Source organism: Aestuariibaculum sp. M13, assembly GCF_024723255.1.
Classification (GTDB): Bacteria; Bacteroidota; Bacteroidia; order Flavobacteriales; family Flavobacteriaceae; genus Aestuariibaculum; species Aestuariibaculum lutulentum.
Map to the genome: position 1 here is coordinate 369,410 of NZ_JANIAC010000002.1, position 14,972 is coordinate 384,381.

At 34.7% G+C, this 14,972-nt stretch carries 12 protein-coding genes; 6 read left to right on the plus strand and 6 right to left on the minus strand.

The features are described from left to right. The first annotated feature begins 177 nt into the window (after positions 1-177). A complete protein-coding gene (locus NO995_RS08765) occupies positions 178-558 on the plus strand; it encodes a LysM peptidoglycan-binding domain-containing protein (protein WP_258227175.1) in 381 nt (126 codons plus the stop codon). 68 nt (positions 559-626) lie between these two features. On the opposite strand, the gene cmk is transcribed toward NO995_RS08765, so the two are convergent. Together cmk and porQ are read right to left on the minus strand one after the other, a co-directional pair. Continuing rightward, positions 627-1,319, minus strand: a complete 693-nt coding sequence (cmk, locus tag NO995_RS08770; RefSeq protein WP_258227176.1) for a (d)CMP kinase — start codon at positions 1,317-1,319, stop codon at positions 627-629. A gap of 1 nt (position 1,320) precedes the next feature. Next, complete coding sequence (porQ, locus tag NO995_RS08775) at positions 1,321-2,340, minus strand: type IX secretion system protein PorQ (RefSeq protein WP_258227177.1); 1,020 nt, start codon at positions 2,338-2,340, stop codon at positions 1,321-1,323. 182 nt (positions 2,341-2,522) lie between these two features. On the opposite strand from porQ, the gene NO995_RS08780 reads away from it, so the two are divergent. Then, a complete protein-coding gene (locus tag NO995_RS08780) occupies positions 2,523-3,692 on the plus strand; it encodes a retropepsin-like aspartic protease (RefSeq protein WP_258227178.1) in 1,170 nt (389 codons plus the stop codon). A gap of 39 nt (positions 3,693-3,731) precedes the next feature. Here the strand turns inward: NO995_RS08780 and lon are convergent, their stop codons facing one another. Next, positions 3,732-6,182: an endopeptidase La gene (lon, locus tag NO995_RS08785; protein ID WP_258227179.1), complete on the minus strand. Its 2,451-nt coding sequence runs from the start codon at positions 6,180-6,182 to the stop codon at positions 3,732-3,734. Between the two features lie 233 nt (positions 6,183-6,415). After that, positions 6,416-7,063, minus strand: a complete 648-nt coding sequence (locus NO995_RS08790; protein ID WP_258227180.1) for a rhomboid family intramembrane serine protease — start codon at positions 7,061-7,063, stop codon at positions 6,416-6,418. A 62-nt stretch (positions 7,064-7,125) separates the two neighbouring features. Here NO995_RS08790 and NO995_RS08795 point away from each other — a divergent pair, with 62 nt between their 5' ends. Beyond that, positions 7,126-8,007, plus strand: a complete 882-nt coding sequence (locus NO995_RS08795; RefSeq protein ID WP_258227181.1) for a lysophospholipid acyltransferase family protein — start codon at positions 7,126-7,128, stop codon at positions 8,005-8,007. Positions 8,008-8,058: 51 nt separating this feature from the next. Here the strand turns inward: NO995_RS08795 and NO995_RS08800 are convergent, their stop codons facing one another. Next, positions 8,059-8,574: a DUF3124 domain-containing protein gene (locus NO995_RS08800; RefSeq protein WP_240574106.1), complete on the minus strand. Its 516-nt coding sequence runs from the start codon at positions 8,572-8,574 to the stop codon at positions 8,059-8,061. 13 nt (positions 8,575-8,587) lie between these two features. Then, the gene (glmM, locus tag NO995_RS08805) at positions 8,588-9,982 is read right to left on the minus strand and encodes a phosphoglucosamine mutase (protein ID WP_258227182.1); all 1,395 of its coding nucleotides are present in this window, start codon (positions 9,980-9,982) and stop codon (positions 8,588-8,590) included. Positions 9,983-10,065: 83 nt separating this feature from the next. Here glmM and NO995_RS08810 point away from each other — a divergent pair, with 83 nt between their 5' ends. The 3 genes from NO995_RS08810 (at position 10,066) to uvrA (ending at position 14,868) form a co-directional block, all read left to right on the plus strand. Beyond that, the gene (locus tag NO995_RS08810; RefSeq protein ID WP_258227183.1) at positions 10,066-10,677 is read left to right on the plus strand and encodes an ACP phosphodiesterase; all 612 of its coding nucleotides are present in this window, start codon (positions 10,066-10,068) and stop codon (positions 10,675-10,677) included. Between the two features lie 141 nt (positions 10,678-10,818). Next, positions 10,819-11,535, plus strand: a complete 717-nt coding sequence (locus NO995_RS08815; RefSeq protein ID WP_258227184.1) for a hypothetical protein — start codon at positions 10,819-10,821, stop codon at positions 11,533-11,535. Positions 11,536-12,033: 498 nt separating this feature from the next. Continuing rightward, the gene (gene uvrA / locus NO995_RS08820) at positions 12,034-14,868 is read left to right on the plus strand and encodes an excinuclease ABC subunit UvrA (protein WP_258227185.1); all 2,835 of its coding nucleotides are present in this window, start codon (positions 12,034-12,036) and stop codon (positions 14,866-14,868) included. The last annotated feature ends 104 nt before the right edge of the window (positions 14,869-14,972 follow it).

Sequence of the window (14,972 nt, forward strand, 5' to 3'; positions counted from 1 at the left end):
GCGCAAAAATACATATTATTCTGCTAATTACCTAAAAATGAGGAAATAAATTTAATCGTGACTTTCTTTATTAGTTAAGGGTCTAAAGTATACATGTTTTAAAAGCTTAACTTTTTATTAAATTTAAAGAGTATATTATTCGTTATATTGAAAGAAAAATATTAAACACTTATAATTATGACTGTAAAAGAAAAATACCAACCGGTTTTAGATTTAGGAGAAGCTCTTAATGTCACAAACGGTAACGTTGAAGAAACAGAAAACAAATTAAAAGTTTGGGGAACTACAAAAACCCAATACGAAAAAAACCTGCTTTGGGATAAAATAAAGGAAATTGGAGGCAACAGTCCTGATGATATTATGGCCGATATTAAAGTTAAAGACACCAGTGTTTACCACAGACACATTGTAAAAAGTGGTGAAACTTTAGGTAAAATTGCAAGACACTATTATAAAGATGCTTCAAAATATCAGGCTATTTTTGAAGCCAACACAGACAAGCTAAAAAATCCTGATTTAATTTATCCCGATCAGGAATTGGTGATTCCGAATTTGTAAAAAATTATAATCTGAAATAAGCTCAGATTAACAAGCAACAAAAAAGGAGCGGTTTTAAACCGCTCCTTTTATTTATTCAATACTTTATTTACTAAATCCAGAATAACATTAAATTGCTCTTCCAGACTCATATTAGAATTATCGACTTCAATAGCATCATCAGCTTTTACCAAAGGAGAATCTTCCCGATGTGTATCAATATAATCGCGCTCCTGAACATTTTTTAAAACCTCATCATACACTACAGCATCTCCTCTATCAATAAGCTCTTTGTAACGGCGCTGTGCTCTGGTTTCAGCTGAAGCTGTCATAAATAGTTTTAATTCGGCATCAGGAAACACGACTGTACCAATATCACGTCCATCCATAACAACACCTTTATCTTTCCCCATTTGTTGCTGTTGTTCAACTAATTTGTGTCTGACTTCAGAAACAGCCGCAACGGTACTAACAAATCCGGACACTTCGAGGGTTCTAATCTTTTTTTCAACATTAACACCATTCAAATACACCTCAGCAAAACCTAAACCTTCATTAAACTTAAAAGCAATATTGATATCTGAAAGTTTATCAATTAAACCTTTCTTATCAAAATAATCTTTAGTTATAAATCCATTACCCATAGCATAATAGGCCACAGCACGATACATAGCGCCTGTATCAACATACACATAGCCTAAATACTTTGCTAACTGCTTCGCAACCGTACTTTTTCCCGTTGAAGAAAATCCGTCTATGGCAATGGTAATTTTATTATTCATGTTATTGTAAATCTATTTGCAAACCAAAAAAGTTAGAATTCGCTGCACTGGTATACTTTGCATGCGTATAACTAAAACGCAGTTTGTTTAATTTAACTAAAAAACCTGCTGATAACCCAGAAAAATTACGCTGATCAACCAAACGCAACTCCTCTGCTCTTCTGAAATTATAACCTAACCTGATATTAAATCCACTCTCAGGAAACACCTCAGCACCAATAATAGTGTGACGAATCACCTGACCTAAAAAACCTACTTTCTCTTCGGTTTGATTTCCGCTTAAGTCACTCGTAACACGTGCTGGATTGGGTCGGGCTATTGGCCATTCCTGTAAATTCTCTAAAGTTACATGCCATCGGATAGGCACATTTTCTAAAGTTTGCGACATTCCAAAATCGACTTCCAACGGTAATTTTTCCTGAAGCCCAGCGTAGGTAGTGATTTGAGTTCCTAAATTTCGAATAGCTAAAGCAGCATGAAAGTCATTAACCTCATCAATATAAATTAAGCCTAAATCTACCGCTGCTCCAAATGAATTGTACTGCTCTAATTTAGACGTTATTAATTTTAAATTTCCACCAAAATAAAAATCAGAATAGCCTATCTGCAAAGCATAGCCCAAAGACAAAGCGGTTTCGCTTCCTGTAAATGTTCCTGTAGAATTACCATCTTCATCGTAACCATCAAAAGACCCATAATTAATATAAGTGATCCCACCGTGAAACGTTTGTGTACGCCTATCTAAAGTGTAAGCATAAGATGCCGTTCCGTAACTAATACCTCCTAAATAACTCGTGTAATTCAATGCTAACTGATTATCCATTTCCGGATTAATCGTTGCCGGATTAAAAAGCCCTTGAGTAACATCGTAATCGACATTGGTTAACACCTTTCCTCCAAGTGCAGCCTGACGTGGCGAAGAGACTAAGTTCAAAAACTGATACGTTGCTTCCCCTCCTAACTGTGCATAGGAGATACCTGATGTAAATACAGAAAAAGCGACAATAATTTTCTTTAGCATATATAGGGCGCAAAGTAAACAAATCTATCTTAAAACGAGAACATGCGCTTTTTATTTTAATAAAAAAAATAGAGTTAAATTGAATGCAGATTATTAATAATTGTATAAATATTTTAGAAATTAACACTTTAAAACTCATTATCACGCATCGTTATTCTTTAAATGGAATTAAAATTAAAAACATGAAATTTATTTTAAGCATCTTGAGTCTATTTTTATTTGTAAACATGCATTCTCAGAATACCAATTTAAATAAAGGAAAATCTTCAAAGCAATATTTTGAATTCATCCCCATTGAAATAGTTAAAAATAAGATTATTTTACCTGTAGACATTCAAGGAAAAACCTATCGCTTTATTCTTGATACCGGAGCTCCAAATGTTATTTCAAACGAGCTGAAAGAAATTTTAAACCCCTCAAAAACTAAAACTATTTCAATAACGGATGCCAACGGAAAGCAAAACCAATTAGAATTAATATTACTTGATAAACTAAAAATAGGTACTGCAGAATTTACCAAAACACCAACCCTGATTTACGACTTAAATGCCGACCCCGTTTTTAAATGCTTTAAAGTAGATGGATTTATTGGCAGTAATCTTTTAAGACATTCGATTCTTCAGATTAATATGAAAACTAAGAAGATAATTATTACTGATGATTCTAAAAACTTGGAATTAAACAAAAGTGAAGCTTTAGAAATTCAATTTATAGACAATCAAAGTAGCCCATACATCTGGATTAATCTAGAAGGAAAACAAAAAGCCAGAGAGCGGATTTTAGTAGATACAGGCATGAGCGAATTTTACAATATCGCTTTAGAAAACTTCAAACTGTTAAACACGAAAGAAATATTTAAAATTAAAGGTAAAAGCATAGGTGCTTCAGGAATAGGTCTTTTTGGAACGCAGCCAATTAATGAACAATATAAAGTTTTAACACCTATATTAAAACTAAACCATGTGGTTTTTGAAAATGTTCCTGCGCAGACATCTAACGACAATAACTCAAAAATAGGAACCAAATTGCTACAAAAAGGGATAACCACTATAGATTACAAAAACAAAAAATTCTATTTTGAATCTGATACCAATACTATAAAGGTTAACCGCCCAGAATTAGGATTTTCATTTTCTGTAAAAGATGAAAACGTTATTATTGGATATATCTGGAACGAAAGCTTGAAAAGCAAATTACATTATGGAGATCAACTCTTAGAAATAAATAACACCCCTGTAAATTTATGTGACATTGTTACCTCTGAAAAAATCTCTGATGACCTAAACCCAATAAAAATGAAAATACAACCTGTTAAAGGAGATCTCTTTGAAATAACCGTTAACAAAGAATAGATATAAAAAAAGAGGTTGAACATTCAACCTCTTTTCTATTTATAGCTTTTTAGCATTTGTTACTTTTTGATTCGTGACAGCTATTTTTATAACCTCACTCATATCTGTGACGTAATGAAACGTTAAGCCTTTTAAATAATCCTGCTTAATCTCTTCGATATCACGTCTGTTTTCTTCACAAAGAATAACATCTTTAATATGAGCTCTTTTCGCTGCTAAAATTTTCTCTTTAATACCGCCCACTGGTAGTACCTTGCCACGAAGTGTAATCTCCCCAGTCATCGCCAAATTTTTCTTCACTTTTTTCTGAGTGAATAAAGACACCAACGACGTTAACATGGTAATACCTGCACTAGGTCCATCTTTAGGCGTTGCTCCTTCCGGTACGTGAATATGAACATTATACTTATCGAACACTTCACTGTCAATACCGAATTCATCAGCGTTAGCTTTAATATACTCCATGGCAATGGTTGCCGACTCCTTCATAACCTTACCAAGATTTCCGGTAATATTAAGCATGCCTTTTCCTTTAGAAAGAATAGACTCTATAAATAAGATATCACCACCAACACTTGTCCAGGCTAAACCTGTAACCACACCAGCTACATTGTTATTCTCGTACTTATCTCGCTCTAATTTTGGTCGACCAAGTACTTCTATAATATCTTCGTTCGTCACTTTGATATTGTACTCTTCTTCCATAGCGATATTCTTAGCTGCATGACGTACCATTTTAGCTATCTGTTTCTCTAAGCCACGAACACCTGATTCTCTGGTATAACCTTCTACAATTTTCTCCAGTTGCGGTTTTCCTATCTTTAAATGCGAATCGTTAAGTCCGTGCTCTTTTAACTGCTTAGGTAATAAGTGACGTTTTGCTATCTCTACCTTTTCCTCGATAGTATATCCAGTAACGTTAATGATCTCCATACGGTCACGCAAAGCCGGCTGAATACTTCCTAAGCTATTAGATGTTGCTATAAACATGACTTTAGAAAGATCGTAACCCATTTCAAGGAAGTTATCATAGAATTCACTGTTTTGCTCAGGATCTAAAACTTCAAGCATTGCTGAAGATGGATCGCCGTTATGCGAATTGGTTAACTTATCGATTTCATCAAGAACAAATACAGGATTCGATGTTCCTGCCTTTTTCAAACTCTGAATAATACGCCCTGGCATAGCACCAATATAGGTTTTTCTATGACCTCGAATCTCAGCTTCATCACGCAAGCCACCTAACGAAATACGCACATACTCTCTGCCTAACGCTTCAGCAATAGATTTTCCTAACGATGTTTTACCAACACCCGGAGGTCCGTAAAGACATAAAATCGGCGACTTCATATCGTTACGCAATTTTAACACCGCTAAATATTCAATAATACGGCGTTTTACATCTTCTAATCCGAAATGCTCACGATCTAAAATCTTTTTAGCACGTTTTAAATCGAATTTATCCTGGCTGTATTCATTCCATGGTAAATCTAAAAACAGCTCTAAATAGTTGCGCTGAATAGAATACTCTGCTACCTGAGGATTCATGCGTTGCATTTTCGATAACTCTTTATCAAAATGATTCGCTACTTTCTCATCCCATTCTTTGGTAAGCGCACGCTCACGCATTTCCTCAATCTCTTCCTCATGGTTCACACCACCCAATTCTTCCTGAATGGTTTTCATTTGCTGATGCAGGAAATATTCACGTTGCTGCTGACTCATGTCCATTTGTACTCTGGACTGAATATCGTTTTTAAGTTCCAGTTTTTGAAACTCAATATTCATGAATTTCAAAGTCGCCAATGCACGTTTCTTAAGGTCATCAACTTCTAATAACGATTGCTTTTCAGCTACCGTTAAATTCATATTTGATGACACGAAATTGATTAAAAACGAATTACTTTCAATGTTTTTAATAGCAAAAGATGCCTCACTTGGAATATTCGGACTCTCCTTAATAATGTTTAAAGCTAATTCCTTAATAGAATCAATAATTGCTGAAAACTCCTTATTCTTCACTGCTGGCTTTGCTTCCGGTAAATCTCTTACCGTAGCATTCATATAAGGCTCTTCTGTAATAACCTCTGCTACTTTAAAACGCTTTTTACCTTGAATGATAACCGTTACATTACCATCAGGCATTTTTAAAACACGTAAAATTTTAGCAACGGTACCAACCTCATGAATTTCTTTAGCTGATGGGTTTTCTACCGACTCGTCTTTTTGAGCGACAACTCCTATAATTTTAGAGCCTTTGTTTGCATCGTTAATTAGTTTAATAGACTTATCACGACCAGCTGTAATAGGTATAACTACCCCAGGAAACAGAACCGTATTTCTTAATGAAAGAATAGGTAATGTCTCGGGCAACTCTTCGTTGTTTATTTCTTCTTCGTCTTCAGGTGTCATTAAAGGAATTAATTCTGCATTTTCATCAAAATCCTGTAATGACAAACTGTCAAGGGTTAAAAAATTAGATTTCTTCATATGTATATTTAAGCCAATCTGTCAGTGAACAGACTAGTCTTTCAGTTTTAATAATTAACCTATAACATCAATTATTTAACATTCAGTCGTTTAAATAATTAAAATTATACATCTTTCCTATATAAAGTCAATTCTTATGCCATAAAACATTATAAGACGAGCCAAAACCAAAAAAAGCAAGGCTATCTTATAAAAAAGCCTATTCAAAATATTGAACAGGCTTTAAATATAATTTACATTTTCCCTGATTTCCTAAGAATATAGAGTAGAATAATTGGAATAGCTAGCAACACAATCATTAATAGATTTTCCTGAAACAACGAGGGTGCTAATATCAATGTAATAATATACCCTCCTACTGCCCCACCAAAATGCGCATCGTGACCAATATTACCTATTCTGTTTTTCATACCATAGATAGAATATAACAAATAACCGATACCAAAAATATAAGCTGGAATGGGAATGGGAATCAAAAAAAACATCAAAGTCATATCAGGTCTTAATAAAATGGCTGAATACAATACGCCTGTTACAGCTCCACTAGCCCCCACGGCACTATAATGATATTCATTCTTATGAAAGTATAACGACAAGACATTACCAAACAACAAACTCCCTATATAAATAAATAAAAAGCTAACTACTCCCAAACTCAAAACAGTATTAGCAAAGAAGTACAAGGTTAACATATTAAACAGTAAATGTTGAGTGTCTACATGTAAAAACGCCGAACTAAACAAACGTACTTTCTCCCCACGTTGCACACTGCCAACCTGAAATTTATACCTATCAAAAAAACCATAATCACTAAACCCTTTATAAGATATCAGCACATTTGCAGCAATTATTACAATGGTTATTAAATTTAAATTACCCATAAAGCTTAAAAGTTTATTTTCAAATTAGCATATATTTGCCCTTACAAATCTAAAATTTATTCATGCAATTTCTAGCATATATTCTGGTTTATCCACTTTTATGGTTTATATCCATACTACCATTTCCTTTGCTTTATCTTGTTTCAGATGGCTTATATATACTCATTTACTATATTGTAGGGTACCGAAAAAAAGTCGTAAAGAGCAACATTAAACTTGTTTTTCCTGAAAAGACGGATGAAGAAGTTTTATTCATTACAAAAAAATTCTACAAGCATTTATGTGATATGTTTTTAGAAATGACTAAAACACTAACTATATCTGAAAAGGAATTAAACAAACGTTTCAAAATAAAAAACCCGGAGGAGTTTAAACGACTTGAAAGTTTAAACAAAAGTATTATTATAATGTTTGGTCATTATGCCAGCTGGGAATGGTCATTAGCATTACAAAATTATATAAATTTTAATGGGCTAGCTGTTTATAAAAAATTATCAAATAAATATTTTGACGGTTTGGTAAGACGCATGCGCTCTAAGTATAACACCACTCTTATCAGTACAAAAGAAACCATTAGCACCATAAATGAAAACGAGAGCCAGAATATTAAAAGCATTATGGCTTTTCTGAGTGATCAATCTCCTCGCCTAACGAAGGAAGTTTACTGGGGTCATTTTATGGGAATTGAAGTTCCTTGCTTTACTGGCGCCGAACGTTTAGCTAAAAAATTAGACTTAACCACAGCCTTTTTAAAAGTCACAAAGGTAAAACGCGGACATTATGAAGCTGAAATAAAAACATTAGCAGAAAACAGTACTGAATATAAGGATTATGAATTAACCGACATGTTTTTACGCGAAGTTGAAAAACAAATTCAGGACGCTCCTGAATATTATTTCTGGACACATAAACGTTGGAAATACAAAGACAGAAAACCAGAATAATAAAAAAGGCAACATTTTTAATGTTGCCTTTTTTATTACAAATACTTTTATCTATTTCAGTTCTTTTCCTTGAGTTGTGAAAGAAATACCTTGTTGTCCTGAAGTTGAAATCATGACACTTTCAAAAAATGGAGAATTTGAAGACCCTTTAATTCGCCAATTGAATAAAAAATTAGCTCCGGTTCCTCCTTCCTCGTCACGTTCATCAATAACAATCTCTACAGCTTCCATAGGCGCAACATAAATTGTCTTATCGAAATAGGTTCGAATGGCATTTCCATGTGTATCAAAATAGGTAGCTTTATCAATATAAACCGTGTCCTTTTCATTAATATTTCTAATACTTACAGTAGCCGTTAAACTGTGAATACGATGTTCTGTTTCACTATAAATTTGAGAATACACCGATAAATACGTTTTCCCTTTAATTAAAGAATCAGGTAACACCGAATGAACCGTTCTGCTTTTCCAGTTGACTTCATCAATAGAACTGTATTCTTTATCTTTATCGCATGACTGCAAAAAAAGTACTGCAATTAAAATAGTAGATAAAATTTTTGTAGCCATGACTTCCAAAGTTTTAAACGTTAATTCCTGCTATCTCTCCAATCTCTTCAATAAATTTATCTGCCAATTCATCTGCTAATATTTGAGATTTTGCTTCGGTATAAATTCTAACAATTGGCTCTGTATTGCTTTTTCTTAAATGCACCCAGCTTTCGGCAAAATCAATTTTCACACCATCAATAGTTGACAATTGCTCGTTCTGATAACGTTCCTCAATGGATTTCAAAATAGCATCAACATCTAAACCTGGTGTTAATTCTATTTTCTTTTTACTCATATAATAATCTGGATACGTTTTTCTAAGTTCGCTTACTTTCATATCCTTTTCAGCTAACAAGCTTAAAAATAAAGCCACACCAACCAAAGCATCACGACCGTAATGTGCATCTGGGTAAATAATTCCTCCGTTACCTTCACCTCCAATAACAACTTTATTTTGCTTCATGAGTTTCACCACGTTTACTTCCCCTACCGCACTGGCTTCATAAGTTCCGCCATACTTTTCGGTAACATCGCGCAATGCACGTGTAGAACTCATATTGCTCACCGTATTACCAGGTGTTTTACTTAACACATAATCGGCGCAGGCCACAAGTGTATATTCTTCCCCAAACATCTCTCCATTTTCATCCACAAAAGCCAAACGATCGACATCCGGATCTACAACAATACCGAAATCGGCACGTTCTTCAACCACACGTTTTGACAACTCAGACAAATGCTCTTTTAATGGTTCGGGATTATGCGGAAAATGTCCGTTAGGCTCACAATACAATTTAACAACTTCCACCCCCAAACGTTCAAGCAATAAAGGTATTGCCCAGCCACCTGTAGAATTCACTCCGTCTACTACAACTTTAAAACGCGCTTCTTCAATTGGACTTACCGTAACTAAAGGCAAATCTAAAACCTCAATGATATGTAAATCGATGTAGGCTTTGTTTTTAGTTATTTTTCCAAGACTGTCAACATTCGCAAAATCTATAGTCCCACTGTCAGCGAAATCTAATATTTTAGCACCTTCAACCCCATCTAAAAATTCACCTTTTGCATTTAATAATTTTAAAGCATTCCACTGCTTTGGGTTATGGCTTGCTGTTAATATAATTCCGCCATCGGCGTGTTCCATAGGCACCGCTACTTCAACAGTTGGTGTTGTAGATAATCCTATATCCACTACATGAATACCCATACCCACTAAAGTATTCATCACTAAATCCTGAATCATTTTACCCGAAATACGTGCATCTCTCCCAACAACTACCTTATAATCTTTCTTATCGCGCTGCTGCTTAATCCATGTACCATATGCCGCTGCAAATTTAACCGCATCAATAGGTGTTAAATTCTCTCCTACTTGCCCCCCTATGGTTCCTCTAATTCCCGAAATCGATTTTATTAATGTCATTAATTTTTTAATTATATTTAGTTTGAAACAAATATACAATTACAAAGTTGTAATTCTTAAAACCTAATTCGTAAATTTCACAAATGAATTATTTAGCCCATATTTACCTTTCCGGAGAAAACGAATTAGTTACTATTGGTAATTTTATTGCCGATGGCATCAAAGGAAAAGCCTACAAAAACTACGATACCGATATTCAAATTGGTATTCTACTTCACAGAAACATCGACACCTTTACAGATGCACATCAGGTAGTCAGACAAAGCACTAAACGTTTACATGAAAAATACGGTCATTACTCGGGTATTATTGTCGATATTCTTTACGATCATTTTTTAGCAAAAAACTGGCAACAATATCACCACAGCTCCCTTAAAGTTTATGCTGAGAATTTTTATGACACTTTAGAGAATCATTACGACCTGCTTCCACTTCGTATCCAAAACATGATGCCATATATGATGACCGACAACTGGTTGCTAAGCTACGCTTCAATAGATGGTATTTCCAGGGTTTTAGATGGTATGAACCGACGCACCAAACATCGCTCAAGTATGAATGAGGCCGTTAATGAACTTGAAGAGTTTTATGATGAATTTGAAAATGAGTTTTTGGAATTTTTCGATGAACTTATGCTGTTCTCTAAACAAAAACTAAAAGAGCACACTTATATTATTAATAAAAATGCTTCGTAAACAAATAATAAACAACACTTTATCGAAAACTTGTTACACCTATCGTTTTTAATCTAATTTATTTCATCAAGTCATTAGTAATTAATATTTTAGAATGCATTCGACTTTTCATTTTTATAACATTCATCAGATAATCTGCCTATGAAACTAAAACGCGGTTTAAAAATATTTTTCGGAGTACTGGTATTTTTCACCCTTCCCAGTCTACTGTTTTTTAGTTTTCTTTATTTTAAATACAACGAAAATCTTCCACATGGCACCCAAGGACAAGAAGCAGATGCCCTGGCAAAAGCCATGCTAACATCTCTAAACTACGAAGCCTACGAAAACACAAAACTAATTGAATGGACATTTAAGAAAAGACATCACTACGAATGGAACAAGACCAACAATACCTGTAAAGTTTACTGGAAAGAATATAGTGTAGATCTTGATTTAAACAACCCAAACAACCATAAAGCTTTTGTTCACAGCTTTGATGTGCATGGCGAATTAGCCATCGAGCTTATCGAAAAAGCTGTAAAATATTTCAACAACGACTCTTTCTGGTTAGTAGCACCTTATAAAGTTTTCGATACAGGCACCGAGCGCAGAATTGTAGATTTACCCAATAATAAAAAAGGGTTATTAATAACCTATACTGCAGGAGGCTCAACACCTGGAGATTCTTATTTATGGCTTTTTGATGAAACAGGAAAACCCTCAAGTTTTAAAATGTGGACTTCCATTTTACCTATAGACGGCTTGGAAGCCACATGGAGCGATTGGATAACAACTTCAACAAATGCTCAGCTCCCAACTTTTCATAAGCTTCTTTTCTTAGGTTTAGAAATTGATGACATTAAAACCAGCTTTTAATTCATTACATTTCTTAAAAATTTGTTAAATAATTAACATTCGTTAACTTTTTTTAAACCCCAAAAAAAACAAGGGTAGCTAATCTTAAACATAAAATAAACATCACACACCCCCGTAAAAACACACTCTTAACATTAAATTAACTTCAACAACACACACAGACCCCTCAAAAAAAACAAAAACAACAACTCTCAAACATGGTAATTTTACACTTATAATGAGAAACCCCATTTGCATAATATCTTAAACTCTATTACTTTAGAACCACAATTAAACTAATTACCTATCGGTAACTACCTGTAAAATTTAAAAACAGTAGTTATTCAAAATTTTGATCTGATTCATTTCAGACATAATAATACTTTACCAACTAATTAAAATACACCACCAAAAGCTGCGTTTAACAACGCGGCTTTTTTTATTACTTCGACTAAAATCAAAAGTCTTCCTTCTAATTATTTAACAACTAAAATTGTAACTTTGCGCTTTTGCGATTATATGAGTCATTTCGAAGAATTTATAGAAGTAAAAGGAGCCCGAGTACACAATTTGAAAAACATTGATGTATCTATTCCTCGTGAAAAACTTGTGGTTATCACAGGGTTATCCGGCAGTGGAAAATCATCATTAGCTTTTGATACCATTTACGCTGAAGGACAACGACGATACATAGAAACCTTCTCGGCGTATGCCAGACAATTTCTTGGAGGACTGGAACGTCCTGACGTTGATAAAATCGACGGACTTTCACCCGTAATCGCGATAGAACAAAAGACTACCAGCAAATCACCACGATCTACTGTAGGTACCATAACCGAAATCTACGACTTTCTACGTTTGCTTTATGCGCGTGCCAGCGATGCCTATAGCTACAATACCGGAGACAAAATGGTTAGCTATAGCGATGAGCAGATTAAAGAATTAATTATAAAAGATTTTAAAGGCAAGCGCATTAATGTTTTAGCTCCGGTTATTCGTTCGCGTAAAGGTCATTATCGTGAATTATTCGAACAGATTGCAAAACAGGGTTTTGTTAAGGTTAGAACAGACGGTGAAATTCAAGACCTTAAAAAAGGCATGAAACTCGATCGTTACAAAACGCACGATATTGAAATTGTAATTGACCGACTGGTAATAGACGAATCTGCCGATAACGATAAACGCTTAACTGAAACCATTAACACAGCTATGTATCATGGCGAAGACGTTTTAATGATTCTTGATCAGTATTCACAGGAAGTTCGTTATTTCAGCAGAAACTTAATGTGTCCGTCTTCGGGTATTTCATATCCAAACCCAGAACCTAATAACTTTTCATTTAACTCGCCAAAAGGCGCTTGTCCGGCTTGTAATGGTATAGGCACCATGCGAAAAGTCAACGAAAAGAAAATTATTCCTGACGACACCTTATCTATTAAAAACGGAGCATTAGCCCCACACGGACCAGAAAAAAACAGCTGGATTTTTAAACAACTAAACACCATTGCTCAGCGATATAATTTTGACTTATCAGACCCCTACAAAGACATTCCTGAAGAAGCCAAACATTTAATTCTTTACGGTGGAAATGAAAAATTTTCAATAGAAAGCAAAAGCTTAGGTGTTACCAGAGATTACAAAATAGATTTTGAAGGCGTTGCTAATTTTATTGAAAACCAATATAAAACTGCCGAAACCACATCGCTTAAACGTTGGGCCAAAGATTATATGGATAAAATTGAATGTCCGGAATGTCATGGCACTCGTTTAAAGAAAGAATCTTTATACTTTAAAATAAACGAGAAAAACATTGCTGAACTCGCCAATACAGACGTTTCAGAGTTAGCCGCATGGTTTAATGAATTAAACAAACATCTTTCGGAAAAGCAATTAAAAATCGCGGAAGAAGTTTTAAAAGAAATTAAATCAAGACTTCAGTTTTTATTAGATGTCGGATTAAACTACCTATCACTAAACCGCAGCTCTAAATCCCTTTCAGGTGGCGAAGCGCAACGTATTCGTTTAGCAACACAAATAGGCTCACAACTTGTAGGTGTGCTATACATTTTAGATGAACCAAGCATTGGTCTGCACCAACGAGATAACGAAAAACTAATTAATTCTTTAGTTTCACTAAGAGATATCGGTAATTCAGTGATAGTGGTTGAACACGACAAAGACATGATTGAACGTGCCGATTATGTTATCGACATCGGTCCGAAAGCAGGGAAACACGGTGGAAAAATCATTAGTATTGGTACACCTCAGGAACTTTTAACTCACGACACGCTTACTGCCGATTATTTAAATGGTACAAAAGAAATTGAAATTCCTGAAAAGCGTCGAGAAGGCAACGGTAAATTCCTTGAACTTAACGGGTGTACAGGTAACAATCTTAAAAATGTATCGGTTAAATTTCCTTTAGGAAAAATGATTGGGGTTACCGGTGTTTCCGGAAGTGGAAAATCGACATTAATTAACGAAACCCTCTACCCGATTCTTAACGCGCATTATTTTAACGGCGTTAAAAAACCTATGCCTTATAAAAGCATTAAAGGTCTGGAGCATATAGATAAGGTTATAGATATCAACCAATCGCCGATTGGTAGAACACCAAGAAGCAACCCGGCAACTTATACTGGTGTTTTTAGCGAAATCAGAAGTTTATTCGCTAAAATTCCCGAAGCAATGATTCGCGGGTACAAACCGGGACGCTTTAGTTTTAACGTTAAAGGCGGACGCTGTGAAACCTGTCAAGGTGGTGGATTAAAAGTAATCGAAATGAATTTCCTTCCAGACGTTTATGTGGAATGTGAAACCTGTCAAGGAAAACGCTTCAACCGTGAAACTCTTGAAATTAGGTACAAAGGAAAATCTATTAGTGATGTATTAGATATGACCATTAACGAGTCCGTTGAATTCTTCGAGCATATCCCTAAAATTCACAATAAGGTTAAAACCATTAAAGATGTTGGCTTAGGATATATCACACTCGGACAACAAAGCACTACCCTATCTGGTGGTGAAGCACAACGCATCAAATTAGCAACCGAATTAAGTAAGCGCGACACTGGAAACACCTTCTATATTTTAGATGAGCCCACTACGGGATTGCATTTTGAAGATATTCGCGTGTTAATGATTGTGCTTAACAAATTAGCCAACAAAGGAAATACGGTGCTAATTATAGAACACAATCTGGATGTTATAAAAGCAGTAGATCATATTATCGACATAGGTTACGAAGGCGGTAAAGGCGGCGGTAAAGTAGTTGTTGAAGGTACCCCCGAAGAAGTTGCCATGCACAAAAAGAGTTATACGGCTAAATTTTTAAAGAAAGAATTAGGTCTTTAAATAATATGACTGTCGTAGTTTGCTTTTCATAAAATAGAAAACTAAATTTGAGCAATTCACTAAGCATACTAACCAGTAGGCGTAATGAATAATCAAAAAAAATA

Coding starts and splice junctions, on each gene's coding strand:
- NO995_RS08765 (WP_258227175.1), top strand. CDS start 178: ATGACTGTAAAAGAAAAATACCAACCGGTTTTAGATTTAGGAGAAGCT.
- NO995_RS08815 (WP_258227184.1), top strand. CDS start 10,819: ATGAAACTAAAACGCGGTTTAAAAATATTTTTCGGAGTACTGGTATTT.
- porQ (WP_258227177.1), bottom strand. CDS start 2,340: ATGCTAAAGAAAATTATTGTCGCTTTTTCTGTATTTACATCAGGTATC.
- cmk (WP_258227176.1), bottom strand. CDS start 1,319: ATGAATAATAAAATTACCATTGCCATAGACGGATTTTCTTCAACGGGA.
- NO995_RS08810 (WP_258227183.1), top strand. CDS start 10,066: ATGAATTATTTAGCCCATATTTACCTTTCCGGAGAAAACGAATTAGTT.
- NO995_RS08800 (WP_240574106.1), bottom strand. CDS start 8,574: ATGGCTACAAAAATTTTATCTACTATTTTAATTGCAGTACTTTTTTTG.
- glmM (WP_258227182.1), bottom strand. CDS start 9,982: ATGACATTAATAAAATCGATTTCGGGAATTAGAGGAACCATAGGGGGG.
- NO995_RS08780 (WP_258227178.1), top strand. CDS start 2,523: ATGAAATTTATTTTAAGCATCTTGAGTCTATTTTTATTTGTAAACATG.
- NO995_RS08790 (WP_258227180.1), bottom strand. CDS start 7,063: ATGGGTAATTTAAATTTAATAACCATTGTAATAATTGCTGCAAATGTG.
- NO995_RS08795 (WP_258227181.1), top strand. CDS start 7,126: ATGCAATTTCTAGCATATATTCTGGTTTATCCACTTTTATGGTTTATA.
- uvrA (WP_258227185.1), top strand. CDS start 12,034: ATGAGTCATTTCGAAGAATTTATAGAAGTAAAAGGAGCCCGAGTACAC.
- lon (WP_258227179.1), bottom strand. CDS start 6,182: ATGAAGAAATCTAATTTTTTAACCCTTGACAGTTTGTCATTACAGGAT.